This window comes from Candidatus Pelagadaptatus aseana (assembly GCF_040362265.1).
Taxonomy (GTDB): Bacteria; Pseudomonadota; Gammaproteobacteria; order Pseudomonadales; family Cellvibrionaceae; genus Pelagadaptatus; species Pelagadaptatus aseana.
Genome location: NZ_BAABNJ010000006.1, coordinates 107,187 through 122,566 on the forward strand (window position 1 = coordinate 107,187; position 15,380 = coordinate 122,566).

A 15,380-nucleotide genomic window follows, 5' to 3' on the forward strand; every position below is an offset into this window, starting at 1 on the left:
CTATCTGATAGATGTGAATGTTCTCCAGTGCCGTATGGCCGGTTTCCAATTTCAGCGCACTATAGAAACGTGATTCGATGGAGGTCATCTGGCTTTCCTTGCGCTGCTGAAATTGTCGCTGATAAAAGCGCTCGGTATAAGTCAGCATCGTATTGAGTTGTGATACCAGAATGTCTTTGCTGAAGGCGTCGTGGGGCTGATCGTATTCCTGCTCCAGAGTGTCGAGGATGCTGCTCACCAGCGCTTCTTCCTGAGGTGATAAATGCAGTGCTTCATTGACGGAGTAGGAAAAATAAGTTGAGTTTTCTATGCGCTCCTGAATCGGAGTGCCTCGCAAAAAGTCTTCGTGGATCAGTACGATACGGGCCTGGGTTTTGACTCTCAGTCCCTGGGTTCTGACAACTTGACGCGGGGCCATACAAATCAAACTGCCATTTTTGAAATCGTATTTGGTGCGCCCATAAAAAATATCCCCCTCCAGAATATGCTTGAGGCTGATGGAATAAAAGTCGGTGCTGATTTCAACGTCAACATCCGGACAGTTCAATTCATTGGCTGTATCGGATTGCATGTTGATAACTGAAAACAGTGGATGCTCCGGGCCGGGTATTCCCAGATACTGGTGATAATCGTGCAAATTCGTGAAGTGGAGTTTCTGAATCATGATCGTTTTCCTGTCCCGCATCGTGGTTAACCAGGATGCGGGCGAAGGCAGTCAGGGTTATTGGTCAATGTTAAAAGCGGGTGAAGAATTCATCCATGTGTCGTACCGCTTGCGTTACAAACTTGTCCTGATCGTAAAGATCAACGTGAGACGCACCATCGATCTCAACAAATTGTTTGGGCTCGGAGGCTTGATCAAAATACTGTTTGGTCAGTGCCCCCGTGGCCAGAGCCCCGCTGGCCGGATCCATGGCTTTGGAACCAACGATACCAATATAGGGAGTATAGAGGTAAGGCGCATAGGATTGCGCGTCCGCCAGCATCGGGGTTTCCAGCATAAACGAGGGCGACAAGTGGCTGTAGTTGGGGTAGGTTTCGGCACCCGCTCTCTGGGTCATATAATAGCTATAACCTTCACTCGGGGTTACGCCCTGCTCGATAGCCGCCGCTTCTGCACCAAGGCCTAGCGCATCCACATAGTCGATTTCACCGGTTTCATAGGCCTTCTGGCGGCCAGCATTCTGCATGGTAATTAATCCGGTGACGGTTTCACGGTCCATGGTTGCAAAATAGCTGGCTTGGTTACCCATCATTCCGGATACCGTGGCGATGGCTTTCAGGCGTTTATCGGTGGTGGCAACCAGTGCCATATAGCCTCCGGAGGCGCAGACACCCAAACCATACAGCTTATCCTGATTGATGAAAGGCAGTGATCCCAGATAACTGATGGCATCACGGATGCTTTCCATTTTAACGAAGGCGTTTTCGTTATTCCGGATCTGGCCTTCACTGTCACCGTAGCCGGCGTGATCAAACACCAAAGTGATATAACCCTTCTGCGCCAGATGTCTGCCGTAAACGGTACCTGTTTGCTCCTTAACCTGATTAAACGGCGGCGAGAAAATCACAGCGGGGTATTTCTGTGCCGGATCAAACCCCTCTGGCAGAAACAGCAGTCCCGCCAGCATTAAATCGCCTGCGACAGTTTTGGATGCGAAAGCGATTTCATTGATGCCGGCTTTCAGTGTTGTGAGTATGGTCATGGCCCTTCTCCTGATCGTTGTTAAGGTATGGCGCCATCTTAGGAGGAGTGCCGAGCCGGGTTAATAAACAAAACTTCGTTTGTTGTATACAAAACACCTGAGCCATTTAATCGTGATCAAACTCTGATATTTGGTTTCTTTATTTCGGAGTAGTTTTATCTCAGTCAATAATTGGTCGGCTTCATAAACCGTCCGCCTGTTTGTTATACCTCCCAAGAAATATATCTTCCTTGCAATTTGAGCCTCTATACTCCTTTGAGAATTCCTGCTGACTGGTAGAGGAGAAAAAGCAGATGAAAATAAAGTCATTGACCCTGATGGCGTTTGTCGCCTTGTTTTCCGTGGGCGTCGCGGCGGCGGATCGGGTTGTCCATGTTTACAACTGGTCAGATTATATTGCTGAAGATACGCTGGAAAAATTCACCGCCCAAACGGGTATTGAGGTGGTCTACGACGTATTCGACTCCAATGAGATACTGGAGGCCAAGTTGCTGGCTGGCCAGTCGGGTTACGATGTGGTGGTTCCCACCTCCGACTTTTTAGCCCGGCATATACAGGCCGGGATTTATCAGCCATTGGACAAAAGTAAATTACCCAATTGGCAAAATCTGGATACGGACTTGTTGAATACCTTGTCCACCCACGATGCGGGTAATGCTTACGGTGTACCCTATCAGTGGGGTACCACGGGGCTGGGTTATAACGTTGCCAAAGTTAAAGAAATTCTTGGGGATGACGCCCCAACGGACAGCTGGAGTCTGCTGTTTGACCCAAGCTACGCGTCGAAACTGGCCGAGTGTGGCATTACGGTGCTGGATTCGGCTAACGAGGTTTTACCTTTTGCCTTGAATTACCTTGGACTGGATCCCAACTCCAAAAACACAAAAGACTACAAGCAGGCCGAGGCGCTGTTGCTCGCCATTCGCCCTCACATCAACTATTTCCACAGTTCCCAGTACATTGGCGATCTTGCCAACGGTGATGTCTGTTTGTCCATGGGTTGGAGTGGCGATATCTTTCAGGCCATGACCCGGGCGGAAGAGGCGGATAACGGTATCGAGATTGCCTACACAATCCCCAAAGAGGGCGCCGGTATGTGGGCTGACATGATGGCGATACCGAAGGATGCTCCGAATCTGGACGCCGCATACGAATTTATCAATTTCGTGCTGGATGCCCAGATTGGTGCCGATATCACCAACTACGTCTGGTACGGCAGCCCCAATAAAGCCGCCAGGGCGTTTATCGACGATGAAATCCTCTCGGATCCGGCCATCTATCCGCCAGAAGGTGCGAAACTCTTCTCTCTGGAAATGATGCCAATGAAAATTACCCGGACCATGACTCGCACATGGAGCAAAGTTAAATCGGGTAGGTAACGACATGCGAAGGCCTCGACTGGGTCGGGGCCTTCGCATGGCCTAGAGGGCCAGTTGCTTGTGTCAAGCAAGGTCTATTGTGGCTCGGTTTGTCAGATCGCAAAAGACTCAGGCTGTGAGGTAGTTGTGGTCTTCCCAAGCAGTGTCAGGCACTGATTTCCCGTGAAATTTGGTTGATAACACGCTTTGATTCAGGCAGTCGAAGCAGCATCCAGCAATGAATCATTTTATCAAATTCATGGTACTTAATGCCGATCCCTTGGGTGTCGCAAATGGCTTTCAGCTGTTTGGCGTCGGCATACAAAATATCATGGGTTCCCGAGAAGATACTGATCTGACCCAGCCCTTCCAGCTCTCCGTAAATCGGGCTCAGCTGATAATGGGTGGGGCTCTCATTTCCTGCATAAGCCTTACCGGCAAGCAGTAATCCATTGATATCCAGGAAAGGGTCTCTCTTTTCTATTTCTGCCAGTTCGGGATTGGTCATGGTTATATCTAGCCAGGGGGACAGTAAGAAAAGTTGTGATGGTTGGGGTAAGCCCATCTGCTTGATTGTCTGAACGAGTGCTAATGCCATGCCGCCTCCTGCAGAATCACCCATAATAATAAGATTCTCAGGGGCAGTTTGCTCTATGATCTCCAAATACAATTTTTCTAAAAATGTGGAAGTTTCCTGATAAGTATTTTCAGGCGCCAATGGATAGTCTGGTGCGATCACAGAGCAATCCAGCGTATCCAACAGATCTTCAATAAAACCCCAGTGCTGCTTGGTGAAATTGTGGACATAAGCTCCACCATGCAAATAGAGAATGACTTTCTGAGCAGGTTTGTTGTTGGGTGACAACGTAAAAACCTGATGGCCGTTGATGGTCTTTGCAGAGACGGCAAACTTATTCTTAAGCTTGGCAGGTGGGGCAGGCACATCCCTTGTTCGGTTAATCCTGCCCGTGGTCAGTTCCTTGGTCAGCTTGCCTTTAATCAGTAATCGGATAATGAGGCTAAGGATCTTACTTTTTATGCTGGTCATAGTTGTCAATCAATAGCCATTGGCGAAGAGCGTTAATAATAAATAAAAGCAGTCAATATAAAAGGCTGGTATTTACCTTAACAACTGCCTTACCAACTACATTAACAACGTCCGATACGGATTCAAGGCATGACCGGTTATAAACCCAGATCACTTAGACTGGGGTGATCATCGGGGCGACGGCCTAATGCCCAGGTCATTTTCCGGTCCTCTTCCCGGATCGGGAGGTCATTGATGCTGGCGAAGCGTCTCTGCATATAGCCGTGTTCATTGAACTCCCAGTTTTCATTGCCGTAAGAGCGGTACCACTGGCCAGAATCATCGTGCCATTCGTAAGCAAAGCGCACCGCAATGCGATTCTCGGAAAAAGCCCACAACTCCTTGATTAAGCGATAGTCCAATTCTCTCGCCCACTTTCTCTGTAAAAACTGTTTCACTTGTTCGCGGCCGACCGGGAACTCCGCTCGGTTGCGCCATTGGGTGTCTTCTGTGTAGACCAGAGCCACCCGTTCCGGGTCGCGAGAATTCCAGGCATCTTCAGCCATTCTCACCTTTTGTATCGCGGTTTCCAGGGTAAAGGGCGGGGCGGGTAATTTCTTTTCCATTGGATATCTCCATTTAAAGTAGACAGGTCTGTCTACTTGGTAAGACTACAAAAACCAGACAGATCTGTCTACAATCAAAAAATGAAGACGCAAACCAATCCGTCAGCGCGTGATCGCATTCTGACAACCGCTCACGATCTGTTTTATCAGCAGGGCATTCGAGCCACAGGCATCGACAAAATCATTGCCCAATCCCAGGTGGCCAAGGTCACTTTCTATCGGCACTTTCCCAGTAAAAACGACCTTGTTCTTACCTTTCTGGAGTATCGGCACCAGTTGTGGATTGGTTGGTTCAAGCAGGCTTTAGAGCGCCATGGCAACACTATTCAAGCGCTGGTGCCCACCTTGTCAGAATGGTTTAACAGCAAGGAATACAGGGGCTGTGCGTTTCTCAACAGCGTCGGTGAACTTGCGGACGAGCTGGCCGAAGTAAAACAAATCACTCGCAATCACAAGCAGGACATGATGGATGCTGTCAGTGACCTGTTGCCGTCATCCGCTGACAACGATGAATTTTTAAACGTATTACACATCGCCATTGAGGGGGCGATTATTAGGGCTCAATACGACTCAAGCCCGAGTCAGGCGCTGAAGGGGTTGAACAGTCTTATAGACACAGGCTTCAAATAGCACAGATGATAAAGCAACAAACGATCGAGCCTCTGTTACAGCCAGAATGACGGACATAAGCACAACCCATTTCATAATATGGAATATTTTGTCCGCTTTTACGCCCTAAGCGAGTTCTTCTGTTGAAGGAGTCACGCCTCAAGCGTTGGTTTTATGTTCTGATTGAACTTTAATCAATCCGGGTGGGTGCTATGCTTTGATGACCGACTATGGAGAGTCCGAAGTATGCGCCGGTTTACCCTAGCCCCGAAATTTATCCTGTTCTTTTCCGTACTGCTCACAGCCGTTGTCATTATGGCCGTGATCGGCTTTCAGGGCATGATCAATATCCGTGCCGGTGGCGAAGAAATCTACCGTAACTATCTGACCAGTATTGTGAATTTGCGCAATGCGGAGCAGCAATTGGCGGATATCGCGTTGTTGCAAAAAGCGCACATCATTGCGCCCAATGAAACGGTAATGAAAGACATCGAAGCGGAGATGGCCCAGGCGCGCGATGGTTTCCGCCAATCCATGCGCGCATTCGCGGTGACTCTCGATGCCGGTGAAGAGAGCGAACTCTATTACCAGTATCTGGCGGGTGTTGAAAATTTATTTGAGCTGAACGAGAAAATTATTGAACTCAGTATCGTCAACAACGATATAGAGGCCGATGCCATCAGTGAAGGCAGCTTCGCTCGGGTTTACCGCCGCGTATTCGATCTCGGCAAGCAGATGCTGGAAACCAATATTGAGGGCGGTGAAGCCCTGTCACAGCGTAATAATGCAGATTTTGAAAAGGTTAAGCTGTCTGAGCTGATTATTTTTACCATTGTCATGGGGCTGTTTTTTGCTCTGGGTGTACTGGTCAGGCGCCATCTGATTGATGCGCTTAAAGAACTGACCGATACCATGAAAGCTCTGGCGGCCGGTGACTTGAACCGCCATGTTCCCTTGATGGGGCGCACCGATGAAATTGGCGATATGGCCCGAGCTACCCGGCAATTCAAAGAGATGGCCTTGCAGTTGGAAGAATCTGAGGAGCTGGCGAAGGCATCGGCTTCGGCCAAATCAGATTTTTTGGCCAGCATGAGTCACGAAATACGAACCCCGTTAAACGGGGTGCTGGGTATCGTTGAATTACTGCAGGACACCGAGCTGAGTGAACAGCAGAAGCAATATCTGAAAACGGTGGAACGCTCCGGACGCGTCCTGAATCATGTCATCAACGACATACTCGATTACTCCAAGATCGAAGCCGGTGCCATGGAGTTAAATCCTCAGCCCTTTGATTTTCACAGTTTTCTGGAGCAGCTGGAAAGCACCTTCCAGATTAAAAAGCGCTCGGATATTTCATTCAATCTGATCAGTGAAGGCAGTATTCCAAAGTATCTGGTGGGTGATGAACCCCGTCTGCATCAAATTATCGGGAATCTGTTGAGTAATGCCTTCAAATTCACTGAAAAAGGCTCTGTCACACTGACCGTGCTTGTTTCCGAACAATCCGATAAAGAAGCGGTGATTCTGTTCAAGGTCAGTGATACCGGTATTGGTATTTCCCCCGGTAATCAGGTCCACATTTTTGAACCCTTCAGACAGGCGGATCAGTCCACTCATCGTCGCTTTGGCGGCACCGGTTTGGGACTGGTCATTTGCCGGCAGCTGGTTGAGCGAATGGGTGGCCAGGTGGATCTAAAAAGCCAGGAGGGACAGGGTTCCACTTTTTATGTGTCGCTGCCCATGGCCATTGCCAGTGAAGAGGCTATTACGGCCATCAGTCACAGTGATATCCAGCCAACCCTGGCGGCGGACCACTCGCGCATTCAGGTATTGTTGGTAGAAGACAATGCCACCAACCAGATAGTGGCCTGTGGCCTGTTGAAGAAACTGGGGGTTCAGGTGCGCGTTGCCGAAAACGGCATCGAGGCGGTTGATCTGGTGTGTAATTCCGGGCAGAACTACGACCTGATTCTGATGGATTGTGAAATGCCATTAATGGACGGTTACGAAGTGACGCGCCGTATCCGCCAGTGGGAGAAAACTAAACAGAAAGACTCCGTCAAAATTTGCGCTCTCACCGCCCATGCCGTTCAGGAATATCTGGATCGATGCTATGAAGCGGGTATGAATGAGCACATCATCAAACCCTACAAAATGCAGGAACTGCAGTTACTGGTGGAAGGCGTGTCGGCCCAGAGCATGCCCCTGCAGTAATAGAATCACAGATGAATAAGTCGATTTATTTCGCCGGAATGGTTCTGTATTTCTGAAAACACAAATCACTTTACTTTGCCGGCCGATTGGCTTTTTATTTCTTCTTGAGGGAATGCTATCCAGGGAGGATCAATGAGCAATCACACCCCGAACGACGCTGAACCACACTACGGTTCTTTTATTTCCAAGCACTGGCATGGTGGATACAGTTTGCCGGTTTCATACTGGTTGATCGGTTTTGTGGTCAATCTGGTTCTATCCGTCGTTATTGTCGCGATGGGCAGCTGGAGCGAAAACCTGTCGGCTCGAATTGTCGGCGCGGTGCTGATATTCATGCACCTCTCGGTTTTGATTCTTTCAGTCTGGCAGACCGTGGGAATCTGGCGCTCGGCCAATAAGCATGAAAGTCGTGGTGGTGCCGCTGGCTGGGCGAGAGCCGCCAAAGTGATGGTGGTGGTCGGCGTGATTGCATTTGCCCTGCAGTTTGCAACCAATAATCTGTTGCAAATTAAAGAGGGCGTTCATCTGGTGGTGCATGGTGATTCGATTCCAGAGTCGGATGTTCGAGTCAGCCGGGATGGCCGTGAACTGGTTCTTTCCGGCGGCATGAACAAAGGTACCACCAATAGGGTGATTGAGGTTCTGGAGCAGAATCCGGGTATCGAAATTCTCCATCTGAACAGTGTCGGTGGCTGGCTGGCGGAGGCCACCATGCTATCGAGAGTAATCAAACAACACGATCTCACCACCTACACTTCGGGACGGTGCATGAGTGCCTGTGCCTACGCGTTCCTTTCGGCTCAGCGCCGTTATCTGAGCGAACAGGGGGCATTGGGTTTTCACGGTGTGTCACTGGGCAGCGTTGAGGCAAACGATTACAACCTGATGAATCAGGATGCCGAGCGTTTGATGTCAGAGCGCGGTGTGCCCCGCAGTTTTATCAGTCGGGCGTTATCGGTGCCGTCAGATGATATGTGGTTTCCCGAACACGACGTACTGTTGGACGCCAATGTGGTTGATCGGATTGTCGATCCCGACAATTTTTTCTCAGCCCCGGCGCTGCCTAATACCAGTGTGGAAGAGTATCGGCAATCGTTGCAAGCCAACCCGCTCTATGCCGTTATTTATCAGCATTATCCCCGGCTGTCACAGCAGATTGATTTGGAGATCGAGCGACAGCTGGCCGAGGGACTGAGCCTGGAGGATATTCGCGCCGGTATGCGCAGCGTGATGATGGGGCCGGTGATGTTTGAAAATCTGGTCAAGGCTCCCGACGACTTGCTGGTGGATTATTTTAAAACCCAGTTTGCCGAGGTGGATTATCTCAATAATCACAATGCCGATGCCTGCGTTGCCTATCTGCTGGCGGATACTCTGCCCGAAGTTCGGCCGGTGATTGCCCATGAGGTCATGCCCGGCAGTTTGATTGATAACGATGTTCAGGCGTTTGCGCGGGCTCTGGAGGGGGCCGCCCTGAATGGTGTGGCGGAGCGGGCGATGACCGATGATCAGCTATACGCCGGGGTGGATCAGATGTTTGATCAGACCAACGAAGAAGCCTTTTACGTTTTTGATCATGTCATGACACTGGTTCAGGACAGCAACAATAACGCCCGGATTTGTGATGCTTATCGCCGTCTGTTTTATGACATCACCCATTACCAGAATACCCACTTTGCAGCGGAGTATATCCGTATGTTGCTGGGGCCTGTTTGAGTCCCTTAGCAGGGGCGGTCACTCGGCTTCGGGTGAAGCAGTCAGTGCCGGGTTTGCCTGACGAATGTAGTCGGGTACCGGGGCCAGTCGGCCCGGATGATATTTTTCCCAGATCCTGTCGAGGGTGCCGTCGTAGATCATATCCAGTAAGGCGGCATCGATTTCCGGGATCATGGCGACGTAGGGTGATTTCTTGCTGATGGCCAGTACGCCCATGTCACGGCTGGGAATCTTGAACTCGCTCAGCTCCAGTTGCGGGTATTCACTGGCGATATGAACATGTGATGAGCCATACACCGGGAAGGCATCAATCCGCTTGGTGATCAGCATTCTGGGCAGTTGTTCTTCGGTTTCCACGGCGGTTTTGGTGATGCTCTTATCCAGGTCGAACTGGCGGGTGTAGTAAAAGCCGCGAATGACACCGATCCTTAACCCTCGCAGATCCTCATAGGCTTGCAGTTGTTGGGCGTCACCGGCCCGGGTGTAAAAATGGATGTTGGTCAGGCCCGGCCAGACCTGAATATAATCAATGTGCTGGTCGCGGTGCGGAGCCTTAACAATCCACATCATCATATCAATTTTATTTCTGGCCAGTTTTGCCAGGCAGCGCTTGAAGGGACAGTAACTGTGTTCGGTCTGCAGGTTCAGGCGCTCGGCCAGCTCAGCAAAAATTTCCAGATTGATACCGCCCACCAGCTTACCGTCTTCAACCACCGAAAAACGCTCGCGTTTCATATCGCCCAGATGCAGTGGGGGGAGGGTGTCGGTGCCCGGTTCGGTATCCGCGGCTGTGGACAGGCTACTGAACAACCCAAGCAGGAGTCCGATCAGCAGGGACTGAGCGGCTGATTTGGCTATCAAATTACCCAGTGGGCGCATAGTAAAAAGGGCTCTATATTACTCAATGGTGATCTAATCTCGGCGATTATCGCCTATCTGGTCAGTATAGCCGGCGTTTAAGCAGGAAAAAAAGCAGCAGGGTAATATAGCCGCCAGCAACCACATCGCTGAGAAAGTGCGCCCCTACAATAACCCGGCTCAAAGCCACACAACAGCCCCAGATAATGGCCAAGGCCATGGCTGTTCGAATGGCTCGCTTTTTATTTGCCGGAATCAACAGGCTCAATCCGATGGTGGCAAAGCCATTGGCGGTGTGGCCGGAGGGAAAGGATCGGAAATCACCACTGCTGGCGGGGCCGGCGATTTGATACCAGTAGTGGAATTGTTCAAAGCTGGAGATGGCGCGCATCCGGGGGCGCCCCCAAACGTATTTGGTCAGATTGACCACAATGACTTCCAATGTGATCAGCGCAATCACTGTCAGTGCTGAACGACGGTAGGGACGCAGTTTCTCGCTGTTGATGCGGCAGGCGCAGAAAACGGCGGTCAGCCACAATGCCGCAGCGATCAAAGGCAGTTGCCTGCGGTATGTTGCGGGCATACCCGTGGCATCGAATTCATAGGCGTAGTGAAACGGAATATACAGGATCAGCCACACGGCCAAGCCCAACAGTGGCAAGCCAAGCACAAATGTCAGTCGATGTGCGGTGGGTTGCAAACCGTCGCGGCTGGCAATCAATAGCCACGCGGCCAAAAACAGACCTGCAGCGGCAGGGACTTCGCCATAGTCATTAAAAAACTGTCCAAAAGCTGAGGTCGGGTTTAGCAGTGCCCGGGATACATCCCAATCCACCGTGCCCAGTGCCGTGATGCCCAGTAACAGCAGAGTGATGGCACTGGTGAGGAATATGGGGGTTGAGCTGCGCATCGACATGGCGGGTTCAAATCATATAGGGCTTCAAACTGCTGACATCGGATTTACGGTCTTTGGCTTGCGGGAGAGTGACGGGATCGATTTCCGGTTTCGTGTAGGGAATCTGATCCAGGATGTGACGGATGCATTTGAGGCGGCCTTTGCGCTTGTTGTTGGTGTTCACTACGAACCATGGGGCATGCTCAGTGGAGGTACGCTTAAGCATGTCATCTCGTGCGATGGTGTAGTCATCCCAGTGTTTGTGGGATTCCAGATCCATGGGGCTCAGTTTCCATTGCTTGATCGGAGCGTCGATGCGACTTTGCAGACGTTTACGCTGCTCTTTCAGGTCGATGTCGAGCCAGTATTTAAGCAGGATAATGCCCTCACGGACGATCATCTTTTCCATTAATGGGGCATTGTGCATAAAGGTCTCGAGCTGCTGTTCTGTGCAGAACCCCATAACACGCTCGACGCCAGCGCGGTTGTACCAAGAGCGATCAAAAATGACGATTTCGCCTGCGCTGGGAAAGCGCTCTATATAGCGCTGGCCATACAATTGGGTGCGTTCGCGATCGCTTGGGCTGGGCAGTGCCTCCACGCGAAATACCCGGGAACTGCAGCGCTCTGTGATTGCGTGAATCATACCGCCTTTACCGGCAGTATCCCTGCCCTCAAAAACGATGACAATGCGTTGCCCCGTGGCCTGAACCCACTCTTGTAAATAAACCAGCTCAACCTGCAGCTCGCTGAGCTGTGCTTCATACTTCAATTTGTTCATGGCCTGTTGAACCCCGGACGTTATGGTAAAAATGATTCACACGTTAACAGGGTAGAACAAAACTCTCTGTGTTACTGAAGTGGACGCTTGTGCGTTGCCCGTTCAGGAAAACTCAGGCCAAAAATAATCGCCAGTGAGCGCACGCCAAAGCAGATCAGAAAGGCAAAAATAGTGACCCAGGTGTTGTCACCAAACAGGTAGTGGCCTATAGCAAAGGCGATGGCGCCAATCAGCGAGGCGGTGATATAGATTTCTTTTTGCAACAGCACGGGAATTTCATTGCAAATCACATCGCGCATAATCCCGCCAAAGCTGGCGGACATAATGCCCATCAGTGCGGCAACAGAATAAGGTGCCCCGACAGAAATCGCTTTTTGGGTGCCGATGATGGTAAACAGCGCCAACCCCATCGCATCAAACCAGATCAGGGTGCTCATCAAAATTTTGGAATTAAGCGTCACCCAGAATGTGAAGATGGCACTGAGAGCACACACATAAAGAATCGACGGGTCGACCACCCAGAATACCGGTTGATCTAGAATGACATCACGCAGGGTACCACCACCGACCCCAGTGACGGTGGCGATAAAAATAAAACCGACAATATCCATGTTTTTGCGCCCGGCCAGCAGCGAGCCACTGATGGCAAAGGCGATGGTGCCAATAATGTTCAGCCAGTAGATCAGCTCATCAATGTTCATTCGCGGTGGTCCGGGGCTTGGTTGCGGGGAGCGGAATAATCAGTCCATCAGGGCCTTCAAGTGTGCCACAGCACTGCGCGCTAGTGCACTCAGAGAATAGCCGCCTTCCAGAATCGAGATGATTTTTCCCCGGCTGTGTTTGTCGGCCAGCACTTTCAGGTTCTCGGTCATCCAACGGAAATCGGCTTCGACCAGACGCAACTGCCCCAGTTCATCTTCTACATGGGAATCAAATCCGGCCGAGATCAAGATCAACTGCGGAGCAAACCGATCAATGTTTTCAAACCAGACTTTGGTTGCCTCGCGAAACTCCCGGCCTGAGGCGCCGGCTTGCAGGGGGGCCAGATGAATGTTGTCGGCACTGGGTTTGTCACCCCCGAAAGGATAAAACGGGTGCTGAAACGAAGAGTAAAAGCGAATGCGCTGATCGCCGGCACAAATGTGTTCGGTGCCATTGCCGTGGTGAACATCGAAGTCGATAATGGCAACGCGCTCAAGGCCATGCTCGCGAATGGCGTGATAGGCCGCAACAGCGACGTTATTGAAAATACAAAAGCCCATGGCTTTGTCGTATTCGGCATGGTGGCCGGGAGGTCTGACAATACAGAAGGCCTGATTGAACTCATCATTCAAGACCAGATTGACTGCATCCCTGGCAGCTCCCGCGGCATACAGGGCCGCTTCCAGTGAGCCTTGCTGCATTAAGGTGTCATCGTCCAGCCAGACGCGCTCTTCTTTCTGACCTTTGACAAAGATGCCGTCGACATAGTCCGGATGATGGGCCTGATACAGATCCTGTCGCGTAGCCGCAGTTGCTTCGACATGACGCACCACCATGTCCAGCCCCGAGGTCAGCAGTTGATCCTGAATGGCGTTCATGCGCGCCGGACTTTCCGGGTGCTCATCGTCCATGTCGTGCAGCTGGCATTTATGGCTACTGATCACAGCGAGGTTCATGACTGGCTTTGCTCCTCTTCTTGCAGGTTGAGCACCATTTGCACCTCGTGAATGTCATCAGAGAGGGTGCGTTTAAAACCGTTTTTCTGGAATACCTTGAGCATGGGTTTGTTCTCAGCCAGAACGTGTGCCCGGATTTTACTCAGACCCCGCTCTTTGGCAATAAAGATCATTTCTTTTAACAGGGTTTTCGCCATGCCTTTGCCCTGAAAATCTTCACGGGTGACAAAGGCGACTTCACAACTGTTGTCGGCGTCTATTTTATAAAAGCGGCCCACGGCTTCGATGTCAATTTCCGGGTGCCTTTCTTTGACAATGCAAAGTGCCACATCCTTGGTTTGATCCACACTCACCAGAGTACAGGATTTTTCCCTGGTCATTTGCGAGGGAACCGATGAGTAGCGCAGGCGCAGACTTTCACGGGTCAGCGAGTAAAAAAACGATTGCAGGTGGCGTTCATCGGATGGATTCAGCGGGCGCAATTTAAAGGTGCTGTTACCGATTTTGAAATCTTTTACCTGACGACGGCCATACTCGGGAATTTCCATAGGCACGGCTTTCTGATAATCGGGCACCCAGAAGTTTTTGCGAACTTCACGCAACAGCTCCTTGCGGAAGGCTGGGTGTGCGATACGAATCAGTTCCAGTGCGCGCTCACGAATACTCTTGCCTTTGAGTGAGGCGATGCCGTATTCGGTCACCACATAGTGAACATTACCCCGGGTATTAACGATGCCGGCACCCTCGGTAATGTGTGGCACGATGCGCGATACCCGGCCATTGTTGGCGGTGGATTTAAGCGCAATGATGGGCTTGCCGCCGTTGCTCATGGCCGCGCCATTAATAAAGTCCACCTTGCCGCCAATACCGCTGTAGAAGTAATAGCCCACGGAGTCGGACACCACTTGTCCGCCCAGATCCACCTGTAAGGCATTGTTGATGGACGTCATGTTGTCGTTGCGGGCAATGTTACTGGCCGACTCAATGTAGCCACAGGGATAAAATTCAACGTGTGGGTTGCCGTCCACAAAGTTGTACAGCTTCTGGCTGCCGTAACAGGCGGTGGTCAGAATTTTTCCGGGGTGAAAAGTTTTACGGCGATTGTTGATGACGCCGCTTTTAAACAGGTCCACCATGTCATCAATCAGAATACCACTGTGGATGCCCAGATCTTTGTGGTTACCCAGATACTTGAGCGCCGAGCGGGGAGCGGCGCCAAAACCGATTTGCAAGGTGGCTCCGTTGTCTACCAGGCTGGCAAGGTACTGGCCGATGCGATCGTGTTCATCGCCAACAATTTCCTGCTCGTATTCCGGCAGCGCCTGTTCGGCTTCAATGCAGGCGGCGAACTCGGAAATATGCAGATGACTGTAGCCGTTGGTTCTTGGCATCAATGGGTTGATCTGGACAATAACATGGCGTGCTTTTTTGGCCGCAGACAGGTTGATATCAACCGATGTTCCCAGCGAACAGTAACCGTACTCGTCCGGTGGCGATACCATCAGTAATGCCGCGTCCAGCGGCAGATCATCGGTGCTGAACAGATTGGACATTTCCGAGTGTTTGCTGGGGGTGTAATCAGCCCGGCCTTCAGCCACTGCGGCCCGAACTTCGTCGTTACCGATGTAGAAGGTATTCACGGAAAACAGTTGATCGAATTCCCGATTGACCCAACGGTTGGGGGCCAGAGTGTGGCCATGCAGGATTTGCAAATCGTGGAAACCGTTACGATTGTCGATCAAATCGTCAATCAAGGCGTTGGGTACACTGACGCCAGAGCCGACGAACAATCGGTTACCAGAGCGGATCAGCTTGTGCCAGTCCGGTTTTGGAGGAAATTGGATGTCTGAATTTGAGGTACTGGAATCCAGAGTGGTGATGGCTGATGCGGTACCCTGATAACTCTGCAACATGATCGTAACTCCCGGTGAA

14 protein-coding genes are annotated in these 15,380 nt (G+C 51.0%); 4 read left to right on the forward strand and 10 right to left on the reverse strand.

What is annotated here, in order from left to right; all coding sequences use genetic code 11:
* Both ACPXV9_RS10660 and ACPXV9_RS10665 read right to left on the reverse strand, forming a co-directional pair.
* On the reverse strand, positions 1-664 hold a 664-nt coding region (locus tag ACPXV9_RS10660), incomplete at its 3' end, for a hypothetical protein (RefSeq protein ID WP_423896742.1).
* Positions 665-734: 70 nt separating this feature from the next.
* Entirely contained in the window at positions 735-1,706 is a 972-nt protein-coding gene (locus ACPXV9_RS10665) for an alpha/beta hydrolase (protein ID WP_423896744.1), read from the reverse strand.
* Between the two features lie 293 nt (positions 1,707-1,999).
* Here ACPXV9_RS10665 and ACPXV9_RS10670 point away from each other — a divergent pair, with 293 nt between their 5' ends.
* The gene (locus ACPXV9_RS10670) at positions 2,000-3,085 is read left to right on the forward strand and encodes a polyamine ABC transporter substrate-binding protein (protein WP_423896746.1); all 1,086 of its coding nucleotides are present in this window, start codon (positions 2,000-2,002) and stop codon (positions 3,083-3,085) included.
* A 145-nt stretch (positions 3,086-3,230) separates the two neighbouring features.
* On the opposite strand, the gene ACPXV9_RS10675 is transcribed toward ACPXV9_RS10670, so the two are convergent.
* Entirely contained in the window at positions 3,231-4,112 is an 882-nt protein-coding gene (locus ACPXV9_RS10675; RefSeq protein WP_423896748.1) for an alpha/beta hydrolase fold domain-containing protein, read from the reverse strand.
* 137 nt (positions 4,113-4,249) lie between these two features.
* Positions 4,250-4,717 carry a DUF1348 family protein gene (locus ACPXV9_RS10680; RefSeq protein WP_423896750.1) on the reverse strand — a complete coding sequence of 156 codons (468 nt, stop codon included), beginning with the start codon at positions 4,715-4,717 and terminating at the stop codon, positions 4,250-4,252.
* A gap of 81 nt (positions 4,718-4,798) precedes the next feature.
* Here ACPXV9_RS10680 and ACPXV9_RS10685 point away from each other — a divergent pair, with 81 nt between their 5' ends.
* From ACPXV9_RS10685 to ACPXV9_RS10695, 3 genes are all read left to right on the forward strand, one after another.
* On the forward strand, positions 4,799-5,347 hold the full coding sequence (locus ACPXV9_RS10685) for a TetR/AcrR family transcriptional regulator (protein WP_423896753.1): 549 nt from the start codon (positions 4,799-4,801) through the stop codon (positions 5,345-5,347).
* Between the two features lie 225 nt (positions 5,348-5,572).
* The gene (locus ACPXV9_RS10690; protein WP_423896755.1) at positions 5,573-7,540 is read left to right on the forward strand and encodes an ATP-binding protein; all 1,968 of its coding nucleotides are present in this window, start codon (positions 5,573-5,575) and stop codon (positions 7,538-7,540) included.
* 132 nt (positions 7,541-7,672) lie between these two features.
* A complete protein-coding gene (locus ACPXV9_RS10695; protein ID WP_423896757.1) occupies positions 7,673-9,256 on the forward strand; it encodes a hypothetical protein in 1,584 nt (527 codons plus the stop codon).
* A gap of 18 nt (positions 9,257-9,274) precedes the next feature.
* Here ACPXV9_RS10695 and ACPXV9_RS10700 read toward each other — a convergent pair whose 3' ends face one another.
* The 6 genes from ACPXV9_RS10700 to ACPXV9_RS10725 form a co-directional block, all read right to left on the reverse strand.
* Entirely contained in the window at positions 9,275-10,135 is an 861-nt protein-coding gene (locus tag ACPXV9_RS10700; RefSeq protein WP_423896759.1) for a substrate-binding periplasmic protein, read from the reverse strand.
* Positions 10,136-10,196: 61 nt separating this feature from the next.
* On the reverse strand, positions 10,197-11,030 hold the full coding sequence (locus tag ACPXV9_RS10705; RefSeq protein ID WP_423896761.1) for a phosphatase PAP2 family protein: 834 nt from the start codon (positions 11,028-11,030) through the stop codon (positions 10,197-10,199).
* A gap of 7 nt (positions 11,031-11,037) precedes the next feature.
* Entirely contained in the window at positions 11,038-11,790 is a 753-nt protein-coding gene (gene ppk2 / locus ACPXV9_RS10710) for a polyphosphate kinase 2 (protein ID WP_423896762.1), read from the reverse strand.
* Between the two features lie 71 nt (positions 11,791-11,861).
* Positions 11,862-12,491, reverse strand: a complete 630-nt coding sequence (locus tag ACPXV9_RS10715) for a trimeric intracellular cation channel family protein (protein ID WP_423896765.1) — start codon at positions 12,489-12,491, stop codon at positions 11,862-11,864.
* Between the two features lie 39 nt (positions 12,492-12,530).
* Positions 12,531-13,448 carry a histone deacetylase family protein gene (locus tag ACPXV9_RS10720; protein WP_423896768.1) on the reverse strand — a complete coding sequence of 306 codons (918 nt, stop codon included), beginning with the start codon at positions 13,446-13,448 and terminating at the stop codon, positions 12,531-12,533.
* Positions 13,445-15,361 (reverse strand): GNAT family N-acetyltransferase, encoded by a 1,917-nt coding sequence (locus tag ACPXV9_RS10725; protein ID WP_423896769.1) that lies wholly within the window; start codon positions 15,359-15,361, stop codon positions 13,445-13,447. Before ACPXV9_RS10725 ends, ACPXV9_RS10720 begins: the two co-directional genes overlap by 4 nt.
* Positions 15,362-15,380 lie beyond the last annotated feature (19 nt).